The following is a 10,519-nucleotide window of genomic DNA, read 5'->3' on the forward strand; positions in this document are numbered from 1 at the left end:
CGCACACTGCTGACAAGGCATGGATGGGATATTTCTGCAAAGACACTGTTGGAACAAAAGAACCTCCGCACAACCGCTGAGCAGTTCATGGATCAATATAACCTTGCCCAGAGTTCAAAAGCAGAAAAACCCGCGAGAATAGAAGATACGGAAGAGGTTACAGGACTTAATGACAAGCTTGAGGATCGAACCATCCGTTGGTTAATTGAAACATTGGCACCCGTGATCGGTTTGCCAGAATCAAGGATTGAGCCGGATGCCCCGCTGGAGCAGTATGGTATTGATTCACTGCTCATTATGAAGATGACGGACGTACTGGAGAGTGAATTGGGTTCCCTGTCCAAAACGCTGTTCTTTGAGTACCAGACTCTGAGGCAACTAAGTCATTATTTTATGAACATACATCAGGTGCGATTGGATAAGCTGCTTCAGCCAAAAGGGATGAAATCAGCCGGAACGACACAAAAGAATGTCTCAGAGAACTTACGGCATGTATCAAACTCCGGAACGCACGTCCCAACGTACACCATGATGTCAAAGCGAAAGCTGCTGACAGGAACCCACTTCGAACCCGAAGCCGAACCTGTTTTGAAAAAAACGGATCCGGACCTTTCCATTCAAGTGGACTCACGCTCTGGCGGTGGAAAAGACCCGAATAATGAGCATCAGGATATTGCCATTATCGGAATGGCGGGCAGATATCCAGGTGCCCGTAATACCCGGGAATTCTGGCATAACCTGCGAAATGGTGTGGACAGTATTACCGAGATTCCATCTGAACGTTGGGATCACAGGCAGGTGTATAACCCAGAGCAAGGAGTTCCTGGCAAAACCTATGGCCGCTGGGGTGGTTTTTTGGATGGTGTGGATGAGTTTGACCCCTTGTTTTTCAAGGTATCTCCTCGTGAAGCCGAAACAATGGACCCTCAGGAGCGACTTTTTTTGCAGTGTGTATATGAAACACTGGAAGATTCGGGATACACCAGACAAAGCTTGAGCACGGAGAAAGTAGGAGTCTATGTAGGTGTGATGTATGAGGAGTATCAGCTCTATGGATCCCAGAGTTCCATGGCATTCAACGGTAATCCGTCTTCCATTGCCAATCGGGTTTCGTATTTCTGTAATTTTCGCGGACCAAGCATGGCCGTGGATACAATGTGTTCATCGTCATTAACATCCATTCATTTGGCCTGTCAAAGCCTGAGACAGAACGAATGTCAGGTTGCCGTCGCGGGCGGTGTGAATGTGTCGGTCCATCCCAACAAATATATTCTTTTGTCCCAAGGGAAATTTCTGTCCAGCAAAGGACGGTGTGAGAGCTTTGGCCAAGGTGGGGACGGCTATGTTCCGGGTGAAGGCGTCGGCGCCGTTCTGCTGAAACCGTTGGCGAGAGCCATAACAGATGGAGACCGGATTTACGGTGTGATCAAAGGATCGGCGCTGAATCACGGGGGTAAAACCAATGGATATACTGTTCCAAATCCGAACGCACAGGCTGAAGTTATCAGCGATGCCCTATATGAAGCCGGAATCGATCCACGAACGATCAGTTACGTGGAGGCGCATGGAACAGGAACCTCGCTCGGGGACCCTATTGAAGTGGCTGGTTTAACAAAAGCATTTCAGCAGACGGTCCAATCCAACTTCAAGTGTGCCATCGGTTCAGCCAAATCCAACATTGGTCACTGCGAAAGCGCAGCAGGCATTGCTGCGGTAACAAAAGTGTTGCTGCAGCTGCAGCATGGGGAACTCGCGCCATCCTTGCACGCGGAAGAAACCAATCCAAACATTGATTTTACCCAGAGTCCATTTGTGGTGCAGAAGCTGCTCGAACCATGGAAGCGTCCAGAAATAGACGGAGTGCAGATCCCAAGACGTGCAGGCGTGTCTTCATTTGGAGCTGGGGGTGCCAATGCACATATCATCATTGAAGAGTATACCCCGACAGGTATGTACTCGGAACAGATAACAGTTGGCGAAGATCACCCTAAATCTCCTGTTATCATTGTGCTGTCCGCGAGAAATCAGGAACGACTCTTGGCAAAGGCCAAAGACTTGCTTGAGGTGTTATGTACCGGAATATATGAGGATTCGGATATGAGGAGCCTATCCTATACGTTGCAGGTTGGGCGTGAGTCGATGGAAGAACGTCTGGGATTGCTGGCGGTGTCCATAGATGAACTGATCGTGAAGCTCAAAGAGTATATTGACCAGGCAAACGATATGGAAACACAAGCTTCCCAGAATTTGTTCTATACCGGTCATGTGAAAAAGGGTAAAGAGATGCTTTCCATCCTTAGTCGGGATGAGGATTTGGAAGAAATGGTGAACCGGTGGATTCAGAAGGGCCAGCATGACAAATTATTGGAATTATGGGTACAGGGTCTGAACCTGGACTGGAATACATTATATGCTGCTGAGGGTAAACCCCAACGGATCAGTCTCCCAGCCTACCCTTTTGCAAGAGAAAGATACTGGATTCCGCAGCAAGCCCAGGCCAATGAGAAAAGTGAATTAAAAGTAGAGCAGGAGGAAACTTTCCCTGCAAACCCATCGAAGCCATCGGACCATAATCTTATGCTGACGCCAATATGGGAAGTAATCGAAAAGACTGAAAAGTCCGAATTCAATCCTGCCCATAAACGTTGGCTGGTGATTGGAGGTACAACGGAGCAATGGGAGATGGTTCATCAGATCCATGCAAACTCAATCCGTATGGATGCGGAAACGGCGTCAGATTCCGTCAGTTTGATGAATGCCTTGAAAAAGGTCGATTCAATTGATCATATCATCTGGTTATCCAATCATATGTCTCTCCCTCCAACGTCACTGAATCATTTGATATCCGCACAGAATATGGGCGTAAAAAATGTGTTTCGAATCATTAAAGCCATGATTCAATTGGGATATGGTGATCATCCGTTGGAATGGTCATTCTTAACATGTCAGACACAATCCGTATGGTCTAGCGATCCGGTTAACCCTGCGGATGCCGGAGTTCAAGGTCTTGCCAGCTCGATGGCGCAGGAGTTTCCACAGTGGTGTGTGCGTCTTGTGGATTTGCAAGCCGGTAACATCAATGAACGTTCCATTCGTGCAGCGCTCTCTCTGGAACCGGCAGGTGTTGGGGATCTCCAGGTCCATCGAAACAACCGCTGGTACGGTCAGGAACTTGTTCGCTTGGAGAGCAATGCTCCTCAGAACAACAACCATTATCGTCATGGCGGAATCTATGTTGTCATTGGCGGGGCCGGCGGGATCGGTGAAGTATGGAGTGAATATATGATCCGGACCTATCAGGCGAGAGTGATATGGATTGGAAGAAGTGCATACAACGACGAGATACGGCATAAGCAGAATCGGTTGTCAGCTCTGGGGACGGCTCCTGAATATATTTCGGCCAATGCAGCCAATGAAGAGGAACTTATGGGTGCGTATGATACGATCAAAAGCCGATTCAAGACCATTAATGGCATTGTACATTCAGCAATTGTTTTGCAAGATGGCAGTTTGGAACAGATGACAGAGGAACAGTTTCAACATGTATTTACCGCCAAAGTGGATGTAAGTGTTGTGATGGCGAAAATATTTGCGAAAGAAAATCTGGACTTTGTACTCTTTTTCTCATCCATGAACTCTTTTACGAGACGACCAGGACAGAGCAATTACTCGGCGGGATGTATGTTTAAAGATTCGTTTGCGCATTGGTTGCGACAATCCTGGACATGTCCGGTCAAAATTATGAATTGGGGTTTCTGGGGGAGTGTAGGCCGTGTTGCTTCATTGGAATACAGGGAACGCATGGACCGGATGGGTGTGAGTTCCATTGAGGCGCCAGAAGCGATGGAAGCCTTGGAGATGCTCATGTGCCTGGACCTTACACAGGCTGCCTTGTTAAAAACAAAAACATATTCGATTCCTGGAATTAACATGCAAAAGTCAGTACAGGTCTACATGTCGGATCTGCCTCTAAAAGGGAGCGGGCCAGAGACTCGCGACATCACGCACATCTCCCAGTCAGAGCAAAATACAGGTCATTTGCTTCAACAGATGGAGCCCTTGCTTGCAAAGTTGATGTGGGTGCAGCTGTATGCCACCGGGTGGTTTGTATCCGATGTAAGCTCTGGCACTTTGGCTGAATTAACCCAGAATTTGTCGGATACCTACGTGCATTGGATCAGGGGAAGCATGACCGCTCTAGTCCGTTACGGCTTTCTGATGAAAACTGATTTTGGATACAGGGTGTGCAATAACGAGGCGCCGAATGCCGAAACGGCTTGGCAGGAATGGGAGCATAACAAACCTGGCTGGATCAAACACCACGGTGCGGAATCACAAATCAGATTGGTTGAGACGATGCTGAGGGCGCTGCCGGATATTCTCAATGGAAATTGCCTGGCAACCGAGATTATGTTTCCTGATTCCTCTATGGAATTGGTCGGGGGGATATATACATGAAAATAAATCGTTATAACAAAGTGCTTGCAGAAGCGGCAGCATCCTGTATACAGCATAAAATCCATCTCGACGACTCTGCACGTCTGCGCGTGTTGGAGATTGGGGCGGGAACCGGAGGAACCAGCGCAGCTGTTTTGAAAAGATTGGAAACCATGGCACAGCATATTCAAGAGTACGCATATACAGATGTATCCCAAGCATTCCTTTTGCACGGTGAACAGAAGTATGGAGCAGACAGGCCATTCATGAATTATCGGATGTTCGATGTCCGTTATGCTCCGTCTGCCCAACAAATAGATACCGGTTCCTATGATGTGGTCATCGCAGCCAATGTGCTGCACGCAACACCCGATTTGCGGACAACACTGCGTAATGTGAAGGCTCTGTTAAAACAAGGCGGGATGCTGTTAATTAACGAGATTAGCAGCAATTCCCTGTTTACTCACCTTACCTTTGGTTTGTTGGATGGGTGGTGGCTGTACGAGGACCCCGAGCTTCGTCTACCCGATTGTCCCGGAGCAGCACCGCATGTATGGAAACAACTGTTACTGGAAGCGGGTTTTCATTCTATCGAATTTCCTGCACGGGATTGGCACGAGGAAGGGCAGCAGGTCATTGTGGCATACAGTGACGGCTTAGTCAGGCAGATCGACACGGAGGTTGCTCCAGTTGGATCTTCCAATCAGATACAGACTGAGTTACAGTCCAATGACCCGTTCACTCCGGGAAGCCGTCCTGAACTGCAAGAAAAGAAGCCAGGCAACCCATCCCTTGGTTCGGCGAGCACTTCGGCAACCACATTGAAAGCATATGTAAGAGAGATCGTTACAGACATGCTGTCTGCATCGCTCAAAGTAAACACCACTATGATTGATTCAGAGGAGCCTTTCTCTGAATATGGAGTGGACTCTATTACAGGTGTTCGGCTTGTTCAGTCGATTAACGAGGCGTTATCTATATCCTTGCAGGTATCCAGCCTGTTTGATTATAGCTCCATTGAGTTGTTATCCAACCATATCGTTGAAAAGTATCGGGACGGCCTTGTGCAGACCATCGAAAATTCTTCCAAATCAGTAGAACAGCTGGAGTGGAGCTCAGTAGCTTCTGTCCCGCATGCGCACAGAACAGAAAGTTCATCTGAATCTGAACGCACGCATTGCCCATCTGCCTTGCCAGAGTCTTATAGCCCTTTAAAGGTGGGGCAGGGTGATATTGCTATTGTTGGGATGAGCGGCCGATTTCCGCAGGCAGATGATATTCATTCCTTATGGGAGCATTTGGCCGCAGGAAAAGATCTGGTCGGGAGCGTTACGCGTTGGAATATGTCGTCTTATTTTGAACAAGATACTCCCTATTGCAGCTATGGCGGTTTTTTGGAAAACATAGATGAATTTGATCCTCAATTTTTTAACATTTCTGGTACGGAAGCGGCTCACATGGACCCGCATCAGCGAATTTTTCTTGAGGAGTGCTGGAGGGCACTGGAAGACGCCGGGTATGCGGGACAGGCAGCTGCCGGGCTGAAGTGTGGTGTATACGCGGGATTTAATGAGCTTGATTATCGGACACTGCTTGGAGCGAATCCTGTTCCGCAGGCATTCTGGGGCAACTCAGGCTCAGTCATTCCTGCTCGAATCGCGTATTATCTGAATTTGCAGGGCCCTGCTATTGCAGTGGATACAGCATGCTCAAGCTCACTCGTATCGGTTCATCTGGCATGTCAGGGGCTGTGGTCTGGAGAGACGGAAATGGCACTTGCCGGAGGGGTGTTTATACAGTCCACACCAGGTTTCTTCATTGCCTCCAATCGGGCCGGCATGCTCTCAACAACTGGCAGATGTCATACGTTTGACCAGCGGGCAGACGGATTTGTGCCTGGAGAAGGAGCCGGAGTTGTTGTGCTGAAGCGTTTGAGTGATGCTCTGCGTGACAGGGACAACATTCATGGGGTTATTCGAGGTACTGCCCTTAACCAGGATGGCGCCTCGAACGGACTCACTGCGCCAAGTGCGAAGTCTCAGGAGCAGCTCATGGGTGAGGTCTACAATCGTTTTGACATCCATCCTGGAAATATCCAACTGGTTGAAGCCCATGGAACGGGAACTAAATTGGGAGATCCCATTGAATACAGTGCCCTTGTGAAAGCGTTCCGTTCGTATACCGAAGAGGAAAGTTACTGTGCTCTTGGTTCAATCAAAACCAATATTGGACATGCTGCGGCTGCTGCCGGTGTGGCTGGACTGATCAAAATTTTACTTTCCTTAAAACATGCAAAAATTCCAGCGTCCCTTCATTTTCAGGAAGGCAATGAACATATTGCTTTTGCAAACAGCCCTTTTTATATCAATACAGAGACCATCGATTGGATCACACCGCCTGGTGTTAAAAGGATGGCAGCAATCAGCGCCTTTGGTTTCAGTGGAACGAATGCACATATGGTTATTGAACAAGCACCGGTCAAAGGAAGTCAGAAGGTCAGTTACCCTGGGAACCTGATTGTTTTATCCGCTCAGTCACAGGAACAATTACGGACTCAAGTCGAGCAACTGGTTAGCTTCTGCAAAGAACAATCTGATGTGAGCTGCTGGGATATGAGTTATACATTGCTCATGGGACGAAAACATATGAACTCCCGATTGAGCTGTGTGGTCCGTAATGAGCAAGAGTTAATCAGAATATTGGAGAAATGGCTGGAAAAGGGAGCTGCTGCGGAAGTTCAGGTGGTGGAACTGTCACATACGCTGCGCCCACAATCTTCATTGATGCGTTACGGAAATGAATGTTTGCAGCATTGCTCGGAATCACCGGATTCGGCTGAATTTACGGAAAAATTAGCAGCTGCAGCAAGCTTATATATGCAGGGATATCATCTTGATTTTGCATTGTTGTTTGAGCATGCGCCCGCAGAACGAATCTCACTGCCCGTGTATCCATTTGCCAAGGAAAAGTACTGGATTGATGCTGGTTACGCATCAACAAATAATCATGCGATCCGACAATATGCTGACCAGAGCATAGAGGACTCAAACCGGTTGCTTCATCCTTTGCTGCACCGTAATACTTCGAATTTGACTGCTCTCCAATTCAGTTCCATCTTTAATGGGGAGGAGCTTTTCCTGAAGGATCATGTCGTGCAAGGGAAAAGCGTATTTCCGGGTACAGCCTATCTGGAGATAGCTCGTGCAGCATTCGAAATGGCTCATACGCATGATGATCTGGAACAGACATGGATAAGACTGAGTCATATCGGCTGGTATGGTCCGCTACAGGTGAACAATGTACCTGTTCAGGTTGACGTCTTGCTTCATCCGATTGAACAGGGGGAAATCGAGTTTCGGGTACAGAGCCATGGTGCGGAAGAGCCTGTTGTGCACTGTCTTGGGCAAGCGGCAATGATGGAGCCGCAGGAAGCCGGGTGGGCAGATCTGGCACAGATCAGAACCCAATGTACCGAAGGATTTTATACCAAAGAGGATTGTTATAACCAGTTTAAACAAATGGGGCTGCAATATGGGAAATATTATCAGGGAATTGAAGAGTTGTACATCGGGACCAATCAGGCGCTTGCCAAACTGAGCCTTGCAGAAGGGTTACCCCATGAATATGGCGAAGACCAGCTTCACCCTGGTCTTACTGACAGTGCCCTACAGGCTTCTATTGGACTTCTGTTGGCGGCAGCAGGAGGTTCGCCTGTTATAACACCGGTTCCATTTGCCATAGAGCATGTGGAGATATGGGGAAATAGCACATCCTTAATGTGGTCGCATGTTCGCGCCTGTACTCCGAATGACTCCCTGGTTGAAACGAAAAAGGTCAATATTGATGGATATGACGTTAAGGAACAGCTTGTCCTTCGCATCAAGGGGCTGACATTCCGTGAGCTTCCTGGGCAGGTAGAGCATGCGGATGAAGGGACTTTGCTGGCTGAACCCTACTGGAAATTGTTACCTGTTGAAACATTTTTCCAGGAAGGTTCCGGGAATGAGAACCTAACAGTGGGCAATCATGTGGTGCTTTTATTCGAAAACAGCAATCACAGTTACCCGGGAATGGAACACTACTTACAGCGATTTTCAATTCAAAGTGTACGTATTCGGATAACGGATTCCGGCCAGTCTTGGGACGAATTATTCACCAACGGCGCATTGCGGGTGCTCGAGGAGATCCAGCGTCTGATGCAGGCAGTGTCCCATGTTAACGATGAAAAATGGCTCCAAATTGTTATTCCTGGCGAGTTATCGTTGTATCAGGGAATTGCCGCTATGTTAAGAACGGCCGAGCTGGAGAATCCATCCTTTCATGGTCAGGTCATTGAGGTCATGAATGAGACGGAATCGGAGATGCTGGCAAACATGCTCGTAGATAACCGGTCTTACCCGGAGCATGGGTTAATCCGTTATAAGAGTACACCAGGGCAATCAGGTAGTGGACTTCGTCATGTTCAAGACTGGAAAATGATTGAACATGATCCATTAGAAAGATCATTAGACATCCCGTGGAAACCCGAAGGGGTCTACGTTATTACCGGGGGAGCAGGTGCTCTCGGCATCATCATGGCTGAAGAAATAGCGCGTCATGCACCCTCCTGCACCATTGTTGCTGTAGGAAGAGCATCTGTGTCAACCGTCCGGAAGAAATTGGATGCTTTACGTGAGAAAGGAATAAACCTCCTCTACAGACAAGGGGATATTTCGGATCGAGAGACCGTGCAAGAATTAGTGAGCTCATTCAAGATGGAGTTTGGTGAGCTGCACGGGATCATTCATTGTGCAGGAATTATACATGATCACCCCATTTTTGCTAAAAGAGAGGGCGATCTTCGCAACGTTTTTGCACCGAAGGTGTCCGGTATTGTTCATTTGGATGAAGCTAATCGGGAGGACAAACTGGATCTGTTCATCGTTTGTTCGGCTGTTGCCGCGATGTTTGGCAACCCTGGGCAAGCCGACTATGCGGCAGCCAACGCTTTTATGGATTCTTTTGCATCTGAGCGGCATCAGCGAGTGCAGAAGGGTGAGCGGTTTGGGCGGACCTTGTCCATAAACTGGCCGCTGTGGACTGAAGGGGGCATGACGGTACCTGAATCCGTCCAGCAAAGGATGTTTCATCGTTACGGTTTGACGGCGATGGAAACGTCGAGCGGCATACAGGCCTTCTATCTAGCCTTGGCGACAGGAGCCGGACAGATTGCTGTTTTGTCGAGTAATGTGACCCGGATCAGGGAGCTTCTACATTCCAAAAAACAAATAGGGTCCCTGGTTTCCTATGGTGAGAGCGAAGAATTGGAATTAACGAATAAAATAAATTCTCCTGTCGGAGAATCAAACCTTTCACAGGCAGCCGATAAACCCAAACGAACGGTTCAATTTTTGATCCAAACCCTTGCCGAAGTTATTGGGCTGCCCGAGTCCCGTATTCGAGCGAATGCACCTCTGGAGCAGTATGGAATCGATTCAATCCTGATCATGCAGATGACAAATAAACTGGAAAGTTTGTTTGGACCACTGCCGAAAACATTATTTTTTGAATACCAGACAATCGGGGATTTGAGCAGTTACTTTCTACAGGAACAAGGCGAAAAACTGGACAGGCTGCTAAGGGAGAGAGATCCCGACACAACTTCAGATGCAGCCTTCATACCTTTGGATGCCAAGCATGTCAAAGAACAGCAGTCTGTAATGCAATCTGTTTTATCCAGCCATGGAGAGACCAGATCGCCCTATCTAACTTTTGGACAGACTCAAACGACTGCACCACGGATGAATGAAATGCAGACAAAGTTGTCAGGACAGGAGGGCACACATAGCGACACACAGCAGGATATCGCCATTATTGGTGTGGCGGGAAGGTACCCGGGCGCGCGGAATATCCATGAGTTTTGGGAGAACCTGCGCAGTGGAACGGACAGTATTACCGAGATTCCATCGGAACGCTGGGATCAGGAGCAGGTGTATGATTCAGCGCCGGGCACACCGGGCAAGACTTATGGACGCTGGGGCGGATTTCTGGACGGTGTGGACGAATACGATCCGCTGTTCTTCCAGATCTCTCCTCGCGAAGC

At 48.3% G+C, this 10,519-nt stretch carries 2 protein-coding genes; both read left to right on the forward strand.

Annotated features, from left to right (window positions below):
• Positions 1 to 4,458, forward strand: a 4,458-nt coding sequence (locus P364_RS36405; RefSeq protein ID WP_024634582.1) for a type I polyketide synthase, incomplete at its 5' end; no start/stop codon positions are given.
• On the forward strand, positions 4,455 to 10,519 hold a 6,065-nt coding region (locus tag P364_RS0129890), incomplete at its 3' end, for an SDR family NAD(P)-dependent oxidoreductase (RefSeq protein WP_024633685.1). The genes P364_RS36405 and P364_RS0129890, both read left to right, overlap by 4 nt.

It is taken from the genome of Paenibacillus sp. MAEPY2, assembly GCF_000499205.1.
Classification (GTDB): Bacteria; Bacillota; Bacilli; order Paenibacillales; family Paenibacillaceae; genus Paenibacillus; species Paenibacillus vandeheii.